The organism is Cobetia sp. MMG027, from assembly GCF_027947415.1.
Classification (GTDB): domain Bacteria; phylum Pseudomonadota; class Gammaproteobacteria; order Pseudomonadales; family Halomonadaceae; genus Cobetia; species Cobetia marina.
In genome coordinates this window covers 187,953-201,708 of the sequence record NZ_JAQJIO010000003.1, presented here as the reverse complement: position 1 = coordinate 201,708, position 13,756 = coordinate 187,953, and the positions used below count along the sequence as shown (strand labels likewise).

Below are 13,756 nucleotides of genomic sequence, written 5' to 3'. Positions count from 1 at the left end.
AAGGGAAAGTGACAGGTTGATGAAAGGTCGCGCTCCTACCATGCCGGTATCGCAATTACCGCTGCGATATACCGATCAGACAGCGCCACCCTGTCGCCATGAACATAAAGCAAAAGGCGCTGTGAAGACAAAAACAACAGCCATCAGGAGCACACCATGCGCCAGTCCCGACGCCTGCCCTCTTCCCTTCGCGACATCACGCCGTTGCGCCTCGCCGCCGCCATGGCAGCGCCGCTCGCGCTGGCCGCGGCAAGCCTGGTCGCCATGCCCGCCGCCGCGGCCGACAAGAGCGAATGCATCGCCCCGGCCAAGCCCGGCGGTGGCTACGACCTCACCTGCCGCCTGGCCGCCAATGGCCTGCTGGAAACCGGCATCATCGACTCGCCGATGATGGTCACCTACATGCCGGGTGGCATCGGCGCGGTCGCCTACAACCACGTCATCGGGGTACGCAGTGATGACCCCAATCTGGTCGTGGCCGCCAGCACCGGTGCCGCCGTCAATCTGGCGCTGGGCAAGTTCGGCAAGTTCAGCGCCGATGACGTCCGCTGGGTTGGCGCACTGGGGGTCGACTATGGCGCGGTGGTCGTCAATGCAGACGCCCCGTGGCAGACCCTCGATGAACTGATGCAGGACCTCAAGGCACATCCCAGCGAGATTCCCTTCGGCGCCGGCGGCACCATCGGCAGCCAGGACTGGATGAAGGCCGCGCTGATCGCCAAGTCCATCGATGTCTCGCCGCGCAAGCTGCGTTACGTGTCCTTCGAGGGCGGCGGTGAAGCGCTGGCGGCACTGCTGGGCAATCACATCAAGGTCTATACCGGTGATCTGTCAGAGCTTCAGTCACAGCTTTCCAGCGGCAAGATTCGCGTACTGGCCGCGCTGTCCGAAGAACGTATGGACGGCGCCTTCGCCGAGATTCCCACGGCTGCCGAACAGGGCTATGACGTGACCTGGCCGATCTGGCGTGGTTACTACATGGGCAAGAACGTCAGCGATGCCGACTACGATGCCTGGGTCGAACGCCTCAAGCAGTTGAGCGAAAAACCGGAATTCGCCGAGATCCGTGAAGCCCGCGGCCTGTTCCCGATCCAGAAGTTCGGCGCGGATTTTGACGATTACGTGAAAGGCCAGGTCGCCGACTTCAAGACCCTCGCCAAGGAAGTGGGACTGACAAAATGAGACTCGCCGCCGATCGCATCCTGGGCTTCGCCCTGATGGGACTGGCGGCGTTCATCGTCGCCCAGTCCCTGAGTATCGAAGTACCCTTCGCCTACGACCCGGTAGGCCCCAAGGCCTTTCCCATCGGCCTTTCGATCCTGATGGCCATCTTCTCGCTGGTGCTGATCCTGCGCCCTGGCCCGGAAGGTGACTGGCCATCCGCCAGCGTGATGCTGCAACTGGGGCTGGTGATGGTGATCCTGATCGCCTTCGCCTTCTTCTTCGTGCGCCTCGGCTACCCCATCACGGCCGTCGCCGCCATCACCGCCATCGCCCGCCTGTTCGGTGCCCGCTGGCGCGCTGCCTGCGTGACCGGGGTGCTGATGGCCGGCGCAAGCTACGTGCTGTTCACCGCCGTGCTGGAAATCTCGCTGCCGACCGGGCTGTGGTTTTCCTGATTCCGAGAGGGCTTTCTCATGTTTGATTTCATCCTCCAGGGCTTTGGCGTCGCACTGACGCCACTCAACCTTGGCCTGGCCTTCAGTGGCGCACTGCTGGGCACCTTGTTCGGTGCCTTGCCGGGCATCGGCCCCATCAACGGCATCGCCATTCTGATGCCGCTGGCCTATACCCTCGGCCTGCCGGCGGAATCGGCACTGATTCTGCTCGCAGGCATCTATACCGGTGCCGAATACGGCGGCCGGATGTCGAGCATTCTGCTCAACGTGCCGGGGGATGCCGGCGCCGTGATGACCACCCTCGACGGCTATCCGCTGGCCAAGCAGGGCCTGGCGGGACCGGCACTGGGCATCTCGGCGATCAGCTCCTTCGTCGGTGCCAGCATCGCGATCCTGGGTCTGACCCTGTTCGCCCCGCTGCTGGCCAAGGTGGCCGTGCAGTTCGGTCCGGCAGAGCTGTTCACCATGATGGTATTCGCCTTCGCGTCCATGTCGGTGATGATGGGCAAGGACCCGGTCAAGACGGCGCTGGGCGCCATTCTCGGCGTGCTGATCGGCACCGTCGGCGTCGATTCCGGCACCGGTATCCAGCGCTTCACCTTCGATATCCCCGACCTCTACGACGGCATCGACTTCGTGGTGCTGATCATCGGCATGTTCGCGATCAGTGAAATCCTGCTGATGCTGGAAAGCCGCCTGCAGCATGGCAAGACCGGCGCCCTGCCTGTCATCGGCCGCGTCTTCGTGACGATGAAGGAAATTCTCTACTGCAAGGGCGCGATGCTGCGCTCCGGCCTGCTCGGCTTTTTGATCGGGGTGTTGCCGGGCACCGGTGCCTCGGTGGCGGGTGCCGTCTCCTACACCACCGAAAAGCGCGTCAGCGACAAGCACAACACCTTCGGTACCGGCGACATGCGCGGCCTGGCCGCGCCGGAAGCCGCCAACAACGCGTCCGCAGCGGGCTCCTTCGTGCCGATGCTGACCCTGGGCATTCCGGGCTCCGGCACCACCGCCGTGCTGCTGGGCGCGCTGATGCTCTACAACATCACGCCGGGCCCGATGATGTTCAGCGAGCATCCCAAGGTCGCGGGCGGCCTGATCGCCTCGCTGTACATCGGCAACATCGTGCTGTTGCTGCTCAACCTGCCGCTGGCCGGCTTCTTCGCGCGCGTGCTGACCATCCCGCGCTGGGCGCTGGTACCGGGCATCGTCATCCTGTCCTTCGTCGGGGTCTATCAGCTGCATTCCGACATGGGGGCCATCTACCTGATGCTGGGCATCGGCGTGCTGGGCTACCTGTTGCGCAAGCTGAACTTCTCGCTGGCCACCATCGTGCTGGGCTTCGTGCTCGGCGGACTGATGGAAGAGAATCTGCGTCGCGCCCTGGCCATCAGCGGTGGCGACAACAGTATCCTGTGGCAATCGGGCATCTCGCAGGGCCTGTGGCTGGCCTCGCTGTTGCTGCTGCTCGGGCCTTTCCTGCTGTCACGACTCGGCAAGCGCAAGACGCGTACAGCCTGAGCAAGGCACCCCGTGTGGCACCCCCCAAGCCCCCGTTCTCCCTCAGGAGTCCGGGGGCTTCTTGGTGGCAGGCTCCCCGCCTGTGGCATCATGGCCCTCTCCATCTACCAGACAAGCTCCGCTACGGATTCCCCCACAAGCCCTCACACAAGGATTGCCGCGTGTTCGAAACATCGTCTGCCGCCGATGCCATCAGCGTCACTCAGCTGAATCGTGAGTCCAAGCGCCTGCTGGAGCGGGGGCTGGGGGAGCTCTGGATCGAGGGGGAAATCTCGGGCTTCTCGCAGCCGCGTTCCGGCCATTGCTACTTCACGCTCAAGGATGACAACGCCCAGGTGCGTTGTGCGCTGTTCAAGAGCCGCGCCCAGTTCCTGCGTGAGAAGCCCAAGGATGGTGACCGGGTACGGGTGCGCGCCAAGGTGTCGCTGTTCGAGGCGCGTGGCGACTATCAGTTGATCGTCGAGGCGCTGCAGCAGGCGGGGCTGGGGGAGTGGCTGGCGCGCCTGGCGCGCCTCAAGGAACAGCTGGCAGCCGAGGGCGTGTTCGCCAATCAGCGCGCCCTGCCCCACCCGCCGCGCCATCTGGGGGTGATCACCTCCGCGACCGGCGCGGCGCTGCAGGACGTGATCGCGGTGACCCGCAAGCGCTGGCCGCAGGCACGCCTGAGCGTGCTGCCGGTGGCGGTGCAGGGGCCACAGGCGGTACCCCAGCTGATTCGTGCGGTGGCGATGGCCAATCGCGACAGCGATTGCGATGCGCTGCTGATCACGCGGGGCGGCGGCAGTCTCGAGGACCTGTGGGCCTTCAATGACCAGCATCTGGCGCGCGCGATCTTCCACTCGCGCCTGCCGGTGGTGGCGGCCATCGGCCACGAGACTGACACCACACTGGCGGAACTGGCCGCCGACCTGCGCGCGCCCACGCCATCCGCCGCCGCCGAGGCGCTGTATCCGGATCAACGTGCCCAGGTGCAGCAGCTGGCTGCCCTCACGCAGCGTCTGTGGCGCGCTCAGCGCGGACGGCTCGATCAGGCGGCACAGCGACTGGATCACGCCCGCTCGCGCCTGCGCCATCCGGCGCGCGAGCTGCAGGCCCAGCGCCAGCAAGCCCGTGAGCTGGAGCGCCGCCTGCACGCCGCAGTGCGCATGCGCATGACCAGTGAGCAGCAGAAGGCCGACCAGCTGACCCGCCGCCTGCAGCAGGCCAGCCCCGCACGTGACATCCAGCGCCATCGCCAGCAGCTGGCGATGCTGACACCACGCCTCGACAATGCCCTGCCGCGCCGGCTGGCAGCGGATCGTGAGCGACTGGAAGGCGCGATGCGTGCACTGAATGCGGTCAGCCCGCTCAACGTGCTCAACCGCGGCTATGCCATCGTCGAGCGCGTCGGCGGCAGCCAGACGCCGGCAGCGGACGACAGCAAGGTGATCCGCGCCGCCCATCAGACCCAGCCCGGCGAGATGCTCTCGATCCGCCTCGGCGAGGGTCGTCTGGCCGTCGAGGTCAAGCGCCGCTACAAGCCCAGACCCTGAGCACCTGATCGGCACTGATGCGCCACCAGACCGAAAAAAGCCCCGCTACCGGAACCGGTAACGGGGCTTTTTCATGGGCGGTTCACGTCAGATACACCGGACCGCTCTTGATCACTCGCCTTGCGCACCACTCACACTGACACGCGTGAACGGCTACGCAGGTCTTGACCCTGGTCTTTCGCGCAGCTTCGGGCGCGTTGGATCGCTTTTGACCTTACGCCCTTCGCGCAGCTCCGGGCGTGCTGGATCGCTTTTGACCTTACGCCTTTCGCGCAGCTCCGGGCGTGCTGGATCGCTTTTGACCTTACGCCTTTCGCGCAGCTCCGGGCGCGCTGGATCAAAAATCAGGCGGACCCTGCTCGGCGCCCGGCTTGAAGGCGCCCGGCTCCAGATCATGACGTCCCAGCAGCTTGTAGAAGTCGGTGCGGTTGCGCCCGGCGATCCGCGCGGCCTGGGTCACGTTGCCTTCGGTGATCTTGAGCACCTTGATCAGATAGCTGCGCTCGAAACCGGCACGCGCCTCGGAGAAGGACGGCAAGGCGTTCTCTTCCGCGGCCAGCGCCTGGGAGACCAGCGCTTCCGGAATCATCGAGGAGCTGGTGAGCGCGACACACTGCTCGACCACGTTGACCAGCTGACGCACGTTGCCCGGCCAGGCACTGGAGGCCAGCAGATTGAGCGCTTCCGGCGAGAAGCCCTTCACGAACGGCTTGTGGCGGGCAGCCGCCTGGCTGATCAGGTACTTGGCCAGCAGCGGCACATCCTCGGCACGCTCGCGCAGGGCGGGCAGCTTCAGATTGACCACGTTGAGGCGGTAGTAGAGATCTTCGCGGAAGTCGCCGTCATGCATCGCCTTGTCGAGGTTGCGGTGCGTGGCGGAGATGATGCGCACATCGATGGGCACTGACGTCGTGGAGCCCAGCGGGCGGATCTGACGCTCCTGCAGCGCACGCAGCAGCTTGACCTGCAACGCCAGTGGCATGTCGCCGATCTCATCGAGGAACAGGGTACCGCCATCCGCCGCCTGGAACAGGCCCTGGTGCGCGCTGACTGCACCGGTGAAGGAGCCCTTGGCGTGACCGAACAGCTCGCTTTCCAGCAGTTGCTCCGGCAGCGCGCCACAGTTGATGGCGACGAAGGGACGCGAGGCACGCGGGCTGGCGTTGTGGATGGCCTTGGCCATCAGCTCCTTGCCGGAGCCGGACGGGCCGGTGACCAGCACGCTGACATCGGAAGCCGCGACCATGCGTGCCTGCTCCAGAATCTGCTCCATCTGCGGGGAACGCGTGATGATGCCGGCACGCCAGGCATCGTCACCCTCCTTTACGGGCGGCGCCTGGGCCAGCGCCTCGTCGATGGCCGCGAACAGCTCATCCTTGTCGACGGGCTTGGTCAGGAAGCTGAACACGCCCTGACGAGTGGCACTGACGGCGTCCGGGATCGAGCCATGCGCCGTGAGCAGGATGACCGGCATGCCCGGCTGACGCTTCTGCAGCTCGCCGAACAGCGCCATGCCATCCATCTCGTCCATGCGCAGGTCAGACAGCACCAGGTCAGGACGCGCCGCCTCCAGACGGCTGAGCGCCTCACGGCCGCTACTGGCGGTGGTGACCTTGAAGCCACGGCTTTCGAGACGCATGCCGAGCAGCTTGAGCAGACTTGCATCGTCATCCACGAGCAGAATATGCGCTTGAGCGTATTTCACACTAACTCTCCTTGCGGGCCTGTCGCTCGGAAATCCCTCCGACGTCAGTCCCGCACAGTCTTGCGTCATGCAGCCGGTTGGGCCAATGACAGTTCGTGGCCAGACACGCCCGGCATCGGATTCAGGGCGTGGTCTGACGGCGAGAATTGATGGCTTCCTCGATGGCGGTCAGCGCCTCGAGCTTCTTGCTGAGCTGGGCGTTCTCGGCACTCAGCTTGCGGCGGACGCCTTCGCTCTTGTCGCGATCCGCGATCAGGCCGCGACGCTCCTCCAGCCCGTTGAGCCACTGGCGCAGCAGCGGCTGCAGACGACTTGGCGCGGTGGGCAGGTCCGCCTTGTAGAGGTCAGAGGCCAGCTCCCAATCGGACTCGTCTCCCCAGCTGAGCACGATGGCACGCGCCAGACGACGGTCATGGCGGTTGCCTTCCAGCTGCATCAGGGTGCTGTCGCGCCACTGATCGTTGCCGCGTTGAGCCTGCAGCGCAAAGGCGACCCACTCATCCAGCAGGCAGTTTCCTTCCTTGAAATCGGGCAGATCGCCCGCCCCATGACAGCTGTCCTGAACGCTGGGAGTATCGGCGACGTGTTCGTTGCCCGGCAAGGTGATATTCGACAGGGCGCCACAGGCACTGAGCAAGCTGACCAGCATGCCGGTGGTGATTCCCGTCAACAGTCGTTGACCCTTCATCACTTCTCTTCCTTGCGTGTCTGATGGCACTCTCGGGTGCCATTTCATGTGGTATGGGGTGCACTGTCACCCCCCAGCAGGACCTGCTCACCTTCCTGACCAGAGGAGGGTGAGCGGCTGGGGGTCGGCAAGGTCAGGCGGAAACAGACGTCGGCCTTGGCGTCCTCCACCAGCGCCAGTTGACCAAACTGGGCGCGAGCACTGTCGGCGGCCACCGAAAGACCGATACCGGAGCCCTTGAGCGGCCCCTTGCGCTTCACCGCGCCCTGATAGAAGGGCTGGAACAGGTGATCGCGGTCCTTCGGGGCGATCGGTTCGCCGCTGTTGGCGACCTCGATCACCAGCTGGCGACGCTCCTTGCGCGCCCTCAGCCATAGATCGCCGCCATCTTCCCCATAGGCGATGGCGTTGGAGATCAGGTTGTCGAGAATCCGGCCGGTACGCGGACGATCCGCCTCCCAGCTGAGGCTGGCGGGTGGCAGGTGCACGCGCATGCCCTTCTTCTCCAGTGCCAGGCGGTGCTTTGACAGCACTTCCTTGAAGACTTCGTGCACATCGAAGCGGCTACGTTCGAGCCCCTGATTGTGTTGCAGCAGATTGTAGTCCAGGAGCTGCTCGATCAGCTTCTGCAATTCCTTGCTGGAGTCATCCAGCAGGCCAAGAATTTCCATCTGATGCGGGCTGAGCGGACCGGCGACCTCATCGATCAACAGCCCGGTGCCTTCACGGATGCTGGCCAGCGGTGTCTTGAGCTCATGCGACATGTGACGCAGGAACTGCTGCTTCTGCTCTTCCAGCTCATCCAGACGCGCCGCCAGCCAGTCGAGACGCTCACCCAGCTGGACCAGCTCGGCGGGCCCCTTGATGAGCGGACCCTCTCGGTCGGTGCCGCTGCCGAGACCATTGATGCGCCGCTCCAGCTGACGGATGGGACGAATGATCAGCCAGGTGAAGAACAGCATCAGCAACAGACTGATGGAGACGAGCGCGGCCGTCTGCCACCACAGTTGAGTCTTCACCTGGGAGGCGCGCGCACGAATGCCCTCGATGCGGGCATCGACGAGTTCACGGGTGGAGTTCAGAAGGCCGCTGGCCTGGATGGAGAAGGGACCGAAGTCCTCGAGATGACTGCTGACCTGCGCCACGCTCATCTCGGGCATGCGTTCGAGTTGCGACAGCGAGCCCTTGAGTTCGCTGACGCGCGGGTCTCCCTCGCCCAGCAGGCGCGCCTGCTCGTCCAGCAGCTCGCGGAAGGCACTGGCCTTGTCAGCGTAGATCTTCATCAGATCCGGATTTTCCAGCACCGCGTACTGGCGTGCGCTGCGCTCCATCTCGACGGCGAGATTGGTCAGGGTGCGGGCTCGGCGAGTCTGGTCAACCGCCTGGCGAGCGCTGACATCGGCCAGCTCCGAGAGCTCGGAGAGTGCCTGACCCGCCTGGAACATCAGCACTGCAATCGGCAGCATCACCACCATGAATGCCATCAATACCAATTGAAGCAGAGAGCGGGGGCGCCAGTGCCGTGTCACCTTGGAGGCCATTGAAAGAACTCTATGCAGGAAAGGGGTGGTCATCATCGAATCACGTCTTCCAAGGATACCAGAGTTCGCCAGCGCCCATCGCGGTTGCCAGTTCGTTAATCAATATGATTCTGATTTAATTCATCCCCGCTCGACGACAGAAACCGCGCCCGGGCAGGTGTCGTGGATGATTCACTTGACCCATCCTCGTGAAACGCACAAAAAGAGGGCCGGCAAGAGCCGGCCCAAGTACGCAGGGAACTGAAGGGTCAGTCATCACGACGAATGCCTGTTACCTGGAGAGCAGACCTCCATCGTGATTGCTGGGCCTGACAGGTGGTCTGCCTGTCGCTGGCCCGGGAGTCGCCAGTGCCACCTGGTGGTCGTTCCAGGTCAGTTGACACTCGCCTCGGACAGGGTCCGAGCTCCCTATCGGATACATCACAGGGGGGCGATGCATCGCAATGCTTGCGGCGCTCGCCGGGCACTTCCCGGCGCTCACCTGAATTCTGGGGATGGCGGTGACGGATCAAGCATCACCGCATCCAGTATCGGGCATCCATGCCCGGGCATCCTTGCCCTAAAGATACTTTCCATGCCCTCTGGGGGCCGTACCTGTCTCATCGCAACCTGAAGTCACACATCGCGTGGAGCAGACGCTTGGCCTGTCAGCGATCACGGAGCGCACAGGGTAGTGAGTACCGTCATCGCTGGAAGGCCGGAGAAAATGTCCATTTTCATGGGCACTCCCTCGTGCTCAACATGACTATTGCCAACGCCGTGCCAATAACCGCAAAACACATTCAAAAACAATGACTTGTAAAGATACAATAACCGGCATCGGCGTGGATTCCCACGCACGAGGCGTGAAACGATGAAATACATGTCCTTTTCGTCGCAAAATGCCAACAGTTATCGTTGGTATCCGATTTTCTCCTTACATATCAATCAATTGAAACGTCTCCTTTGCAAGACATCGCGCCACTCACTGATCCAGAAGTGCGACATCGATCCAGAAGCGCGGCATTGATCCAGAAGCGCGGCATCGATCAAGAATTGCGACATCGAGCCAGAAGCGCGGCATCTTGCCGGAATTTCCCGCCCATCATGCACAAGACCCCCGTCAGTCACCTGAAGCGTTCAGGCGGCTGACGGGGGTCGAGAGTCTTGAGGGTGACGGCAAGCGCCTTGAGCGCCACGTGCTTGGGTCGTGACTAGAGCGCCTTGATCAGCACCTTGGAATTGCGCGCGGAGTTGTAGATCTCTCGTCGCATCGGCGGGAGGTCATCCAGGCCGGCCGACACGAAGCCGTGCTCGATGAACCAGTGCAGGGTATGCGTGGTCAGCGCGAACAGATGCGTGAGGCCACCACGCCGTGCACGCACCTCGATCTCGGCCAGCAGCTGCTCACCCCGCTGGCCACGACGGTAGTCATCATGCACGGCCACGCAGGCCAGCTCACCCATGGCAGCGTCACGACTGACATGCAGGGCTGCACAGCCGATGATCATGCCGTCACGCTCGAGCACGACATAGTCGTCGATCTCGTGCTCGAGGCGTTCACGCGAGCGAGCGACGAGGATACCGCGCTGTTCCAGCGGCCCCAGCAATGCCAGCAATCCTCCGACATCCTCCAGGCGAGCTTTGCGCAGCTGTTCGTAGCCCTGGCGGGTGATCATGGTGCCGATCCCGTCGCGGGTGAACAGCTCGCCCAGCAGCGCATCGCGATCCCGCCAGCTGAGCAGGTGAGTGCGACCGACGCCGCGCCGCGCCGCACCGCAGGCCGCGGCCAGATGACGAGACAGTTCGCTGTCATCCTCACGTGGCGGCGCCAGGGCGGCGGCCTGCTCAGGGTTGAGCTGACGCAACAGTACGCCATGCTCATCGAACAGCCCCTCCCCTTCTCCCAGCAGGATCAGCTTGTCGGCGGCCAGCGCCACGGCCGCGTGCTCGGCCACCTCGGCCGCATCGAGGTCGAAGACTTCGCCGGTGCTGGAGAAGCCCAGCGGCGGCAGCACCACGATGGCCTGCTGGGAAAGCAGCCCCTGGATGGCCTCGCTGCGCACCCGACGCACCTCGCCACCGTGCAGGAAGTCGACGCCCTCTCGCACGCCCAGCGGCTTGGCCATCACCAGATTGCCCGACACGGCGGAGAGCTCGACACCATGCAGCGGGGTATTGGGCAGCCCCAGCGACAGGCTGGCCTCCAGGCGCAGGCGCAACGTGGCGACCTGCTGCTCCAGATGCGCGAGGATGTCACGGGTGACGACCCAACGTCCCTGATGACGCTCGGCCTCGATTCCCACTCCCTCCAGTGCTTCCCTGACCTGCGGACGCACGCCGAACACCACCACCAGTCGCACGCCGAGGGTGTGCAGCAACGCCAGATCCTGAATCAACTGCGTTCGTCGTGAGGAAGACAGCGCTTCGCCTTCGATCAGAATGACGAAGGTGCGCCCACGGTGGGCGTTGATGTAGGGAGAGGAGTTGCGAAACCAGTCCGCGAAGGGAAAACGCGTGTTCAAGAGCCAGCTCCGTGCAGGAGGGAGGAAAATGACATGTCAGGCATGCCCATGAATCATCATATCAGCGCCGCAGCCTGCACGGCGAGCGACGCCCCTGACATCCATGCGGCCTAAACGAGAAAGGCGACCCGAAGGTCGCCTCTCTTGTTTTTCAAAAACGTTTTTTCAAAAACGTTTTTCAAGTGCGTCTTGCCGATACATCTTGCCGATGCGTCTTGCCAATGCATCTTGCGTGTTTCTCTCATGCAGCGCCCTGTCCGCACACCCCGTCGCAAGCCCGGGCGCTGAGGCAGATGTCGGCTTAGCCGAACATGCCCTTGAACATGAAGAAGAACAGGATCGACAGGATCGCGCCGGCCGGCAGAGTGATCAGCCAGGACATCACGATGGTACCGATCACGCGCAGGTTGAGCGCTGCCATGCCGCGTGCCAGACCTACCCCCAGCACCGCACCGACGAGGGTGTGGGTGGTGGAGATCGGCAGGCCGGTGCCGGAGGCCAGCACCACGGTGGAGGCCGCCGCCAGGGTGGCCGCGAAGCCACGAGACGGGGTCAGCTCGGTGATGCCGGTACCGACGGTGGCGATGACGCGGCGACCATAGGTGACCAGGCCGACGACGATACCGCCGCCACCCAGCACCAGCACCCACCAGGGCATGCTGGCCTTGGCGCCGATCTGACCGGCGGAATCGACGACACTGATGATGGCTGCCAGCGGACCGACCGCGTTGGCCACGTCGTTGGAGCCGTGGGCGAAGGCCATGGCACAGGCGGTGAACATCATCAGCAGGCCGAAGACCTTCTCGACGCCGCTGAAGTCGAAATCATCCCCGGTGGCGCGATTCTTCTCCTTGAGGCGAGAACGCGCGACCTTGCGCTCCATCAGCACGCCGATCCCCATCACGATGGCACCGATGACGACGGCCAGCAGCAGACTGGACTCGAAGCTCAGGTGCAGCCCGACATGCTTGAGGCCCTTGACCATGGTCACCATCGAGATGATGAAGCCGACCAGGAACATGTACATCGGGACATAGCGCTTGGCGGCCGCGAACGGGTCTTCATTGTCGAAGATCAGCGTCTGCACGGACTTGAACAGCACGAAGGCGATGGAGCCCGCCAGCAGCGGCGAGACCAGCCAGGAGGCCGCGATCTGACCGACCTTGGGCCACTCGACCGCATCCACGCCGAGACCCGCCGCCGCGAAGCCGACGATGGCACCGACGATGGAGTGGGTCGTGGAGACCGGCCAGCCCTTCATGGACGCGATCAGCAGCCAGATACCGGCGGCCAGCAGTGATGCCAGCATGCCGTAGACCAGGAACTGCGGATTCTGGATCAGCAGTGACGGGTCGATGATGCCCTTGCGGATGGTATCGGTGACTTCACCACCAGCCAGCCAGGCACCGAGGAATTCGAAGATCACGGCGATGACGATCGCCTGCTTGATGGTAATGGCCTTGGAACCAACCGAGGTACCCATGGCATTGGCGACATCGTTCGCGCCTACACCCCACGCCATGAAGAAACCGAATACGCAGGCAAGGATGACGAGCACATCGCCGTATTGAGCAATGATGGACATTAGGGAACTCTTGAGCAGATGGCAGGACGTCCTGACAGCGCTTAGCGCGCCATCAGGATCTGCAGTCGGGTACCGACCTTTTCAGCTTGATCGGCGACATCGCCGACCCAGTCGATAATCTTGTAGAGGAAGATCACGTCGACCGGTGGCAGAGCGGCTTCCAGCGAGAACAGGGTCTGGCGGATCGCGATCTGCTGTTCGTCGGACTGCTTCTCGAGCTCATGCAGCTCATTGATCAGCTTGTCGACCAGCTCGCTCATGTTGCGCCCGAAGCCGGACTCGACAAGATCTTCCAGCTCGCCCAGCGCACGGCGCGCCTGGCAGACCGATTCGACCGCAGTCTTCAGATACTCACGCATGGCGGGCACCAGCGCGGTGGGTATCTGCATGTGGCGACCCAGCATGATGCCGGCGATATCCTTGGTGACGTTCGCGATGGAATCCTGGACATGGATCAGCTCGAGAAGGTCGGAACGGGATACCGGCAGGAACAGCGAATTGGGCAGATTGAGACGCAGCTGCGTCTTCAGTTCGTCCGCTTCACGCTCCAGCTTGCTGATGGTCTGACGAATGCTGGCCGCCTGATCCCAATCACCCTGTTCGCAGGCGTCGAAGAAGGTCAGCAAGTGCTGGGCACAGTCGTCTGTCTTGATGATGTGGGTGTGCAGCGCCTTGAAAGGCGAGCGCCCGAACATCGAAGAGAAAGGGTTGGTCGTTACCATAGTGGCCGTCGGCGTTAAGGATTGACGCGCGGAGTGTAGCAAAGCCTTTGTGACGATCACATAACTTTCATCGTAACGACACGATACCGCCATGCTGTTGTACTTCACGCAACATCAGCGGCAGTCGGGGGGAACTCGAAGGATTCCAGAGGAGAGATTGTCATGTAGCGACAGGACGCGGGGTCGCTGACTGATTACATTGTTCATAATATAACCAAGGAGTTGGCGGCAGGCAATTCATGTCACACAAATGTCACGATACTGTCATATCACTGTGATTCTGCTGACGGATCACCTGCCGTGGGAAGGCTGGCGACACGCTCTGCGCTTGCCTTGGCA

At 63.2% G+C, this 13,756-nt stretch carries 10 protein-coding genes; 4 read left to right on the top strand and 6 right to left on the bottom strand.

What is annotated here, in order from left to right; all coding sequences use genetic code 11:
• The first annotated feature begins 156 nt into the window (after nt 1–156).
• From PJK54_RS04980 to xseA, 4 genes are all read left to right on the top strand, one after another.
• Entirely contained in the window at nt 157–1,182 is a 1,026-nt protein-coding gene (locus tag PJK54_RS04980; RefSeq protein ID WP_271302375.1) for a Bug family tripartite tricarboxylate transporter substrate binding protein, read from the top strand.
• On the top strand, nt 1,179–1,619 hold the full coding sequence (locus tag PJK54_RS04975; protein WP_077378995.1) for a tripartite tricarboxylate transporter TctB family protein: 441 nt from the start codon (nt 1,179–1,181) through the stop codon (nt 1,617–1,619). Before PJK54_RS04980 ends, PJK54_RS04975 begins: the two co-directional genes overlap by 4 nt.
• Before the next feature lie 18 nt (nt 1,620–1,637).
• Nucleotides 1,638–3,140, top strand: coding sequence for a tripartite tricarboxylate transporter permease (locus PJK54_RS04970; protein ID WP_271302374.1), 1,503 nt, complete (start codon nt 1,638–1,640; stop codon nt 3,138–3,140).
• A gap of 161 nt (nt 3,141–3,301) precedes the next feature.
• A complete protein-coding gene (xseA, locus tag PJK54_RS04965) occupies nt 3,302–4,672 on the top strand; it encodes an exodeoxyribonuclease VII large subunit (protein ID WP_271302373.1) in 1,371 nt (456 codons plus the stop codon).
• Between the two features lie 337 nt (nt 4,673–5,009).
• Here xseA and glrR read toward each other — a convergent pair whose 3' ends face one another.
• From glrR to PJK54_RS04935, 6 genes are all read right to left on the bottom strand, one after another.
• Complete coding sequence (gene glrR / locus PJK54_RS04960; RefSeq protein WP_127736341.1) at nt 5,010–6,377, bottom strand: two-component system response regulator GlrR; 1,368 nt, start codon at nt 6,375–6,377, stop codon at nt 5,010–5,012.
• Between the two features lie 121 nt (nt 6,378–6,498).
• Nucleotides 6,499–7,065 carry a hypothetical protein gene (locus PJK54_RS04955; RefSeq protein ID WP_077378987.1) on the bottom strand — a complete coding sequence of 189 codons (567 nt, stop codon included), beginning with the start codon at nt 7,063–7,065 and terminating at the stop codon, nt 6,499–6,501.
• A 44-nt stretch (nt 7,066–7,109) separates the two neighbouring features.
• Nucleotides 7,110–8,606 carry a sensor histidine kinase gene (locus tag PJK54_RS04950; RefSeq protein ID WP_077378985.1) on the bottom strand — a complete coding sequence of 499 codons (1,497 nt, stop codon included), beginning with the start codon at nt 8,604–8,606 and terminating at the stop codon, nt 7,110–7,112.
• Nucleotides 8,607–9,799: 1,193 nt separating this feature from the next.
• Nucleotides 9,800–11,110: an amino-acid N-acetyltransferase gene (gene argA, locus PJK54_RS04945; protein WP_136939061.1), complete on the bottom strand. Its 1,311-nt coding sequence runs from the start codon at nt 11,108–11,110 to the stop codon at nt 9,800–9,802.
• A gap of 301 nt (nt 11,111–11,411) precedes the next feature.
• Nucleotides 11,412–12,695: an inorganic phosphate transporter gene (locus PJK54_RS04940; protein WP_077378980.1), complete on the bottom strand. Its 1,284-nt coding sequence runs from the start codon at nt 12,693–12,695 to the stop codon at nt 11,412–11,414.
• A gap of 41 nt (nt 12,696–12,736) precedes the next feature.
• Complete coding sequence (locus PJK54_RS04935) at nt 12,737–13,417, bottom strand: TIGR00153 family protein (protein ID WP_077378976.1); 681 nt, start codon at nt 13,415–13,417, stop codon at nt 12,737–12,739.
• Nucleotides 13,418–13,756 lie beyond the last annotated feature (339 nt).

What these genes read in the sequence shown, in the direction of transcription:
- PJK54_RS04980 (WP_271302375.1), top strand. Translation starts at nt 157, where the DNA reads ATGCGCCAGTCCCGACGCCTGCCCTCTTCCCTTCGCGACATCACGCCG.
- PJK54_RS04975 (WP_077378995.1), top strand. Translation starts at nt 1,179, where the DNA reads ATGAGACTCGCCGCCGATCGCATCCTGGGCTTCGCCCTGATGGGACTG.
- PJK54_RS04970 (WP_271302374.1), top strand. Translation starts at nt 1,638, where the DNA reads ATGTTTGATTTCATCCTCCAGGGCTTTGGCGTCGCACTGACGCCACTC.
- PJK54_RS04955 (WP_077378987.1), bottom strand. Translation starts at nt 7,065, where the DNA reads ATGAAGGGTCAACGACTGTTGACGGGAATCACCACCGGCATGCTGGTC.
- PJK54_RS04950 (WP_077378985.1), bottom strand. Translation starts at nt 8,606, where the DNA reads ATGGCCTCCAAGGTGACACGGCACTGGCGCCCCCGCTCTCTGCTTCAA.
- PJK54_RS04940 (WP_077378980.1), bottom strand. Translation starts at nt 12,695, where the DNA reads ATGTCCATCATTGCTCAATACGGCGATGTGCTCGTCATCCTTGCCTGC.
- PJK54_RS04935 (WP_077378976.1), bottom strand. Translation starts at nt 13,417, where the DNA reads ATGGTAACGACCAACCCTTTCTCTTCGATGTTCGGGCGCTCGCCTTTC.